Annotated in this window: 2 protein-coding genes; both read left to right on the forward strand. The window is 56.5% G+C overall.

All coding sequences use genetic code 11. The features are described from left to right. Positions 1–554: TRAP transporter large permease subunit (locus A3730_RS05590; protein ID WP_156500942.1), on the forward strand; the 554-nt coding region annotated here is incomplete at its 5' end. Positions 555–727: 173 nt separating this feature from the next. Next, positions 728–850, forward strand: a 123-nt coding sequence (locus tag A3730_RS29460) for a DUF4372 domain-containing protein (protein WP_156500943.1), incomplete at its 3' end; no start/stop codon positions are given.

Raw genomic sequence — 850 nt, forward strand, 5'->3', positions numbered from 1 at the left:
TCGCGGTGGCGTATGCCTTGCTGCTGGAAGTGGTGATTTTCCGCAAGGTCAGCGTGAAGGACCTGGGGGGGCTGGCGTTGTCCTCCGGGATGATCACTGCGGTGGTCTTTATCCTGGTGGCCATTGGCGCGGCGTTTTCCCACACTTTGGGGACTGCCGGGATTCCCGAGAAACTGCTGGGGCCTGCCATTGAATCCATTGGCCAGAATCAGGTGGCGGCGCTGGCGCTGATCGCCGTGGCATTCTTTATTGGCTGCATGTTTGTGGACCCCATCGTGGTGATCCTGATTCTGGTGCCGATCTTCAAGCCGCTGATCGAATCCGCCAACCTGGACCCGATTCACGTGGGCGTGATCGTTACCCTGCAGGCGGCTATTGGTTCCGCCACGCCGCCGTTCGGGTGCGATATTTTCACCGCCATTGCGGTGTTCCGTCGCCCCTATCTGGATGTGATTCGGGGTACGCCGCCGTTTATCTTTATGCTGCTGATCGCCACCTTCATTCTGATTCTGTTTCCGCAGATATCACTGTGGTTGCCTGCGTTGGGTGGGTGATCTGCGCTAGACGCTAGCAGGGTCGAGGTCCGTGTTGCGGGCAGACCGGCACAAAAAAGCCCGGCCAATTGGCCCACTGCTGTCCCACAGTTGAGGGACAAATGAAAAAGCCTGAACCGAACTGGTTACAATGATTCTGCGAGGAAAACATTGTGATCAGGGAGGTTCAGGCTTTGTCACATCATAACACCGCCTTTCACCAACTGCTCAAACCGGTTTCGAGACATGATTTTGAGAGGCTGGCCAAAGAGCATCATCACGGGCAAAAACTGAGATCCGCCACGCGCTGGGATCAA

It is taken from the genome of Alcanivorax sp. HI0044 (assembly GCF_001634945.1).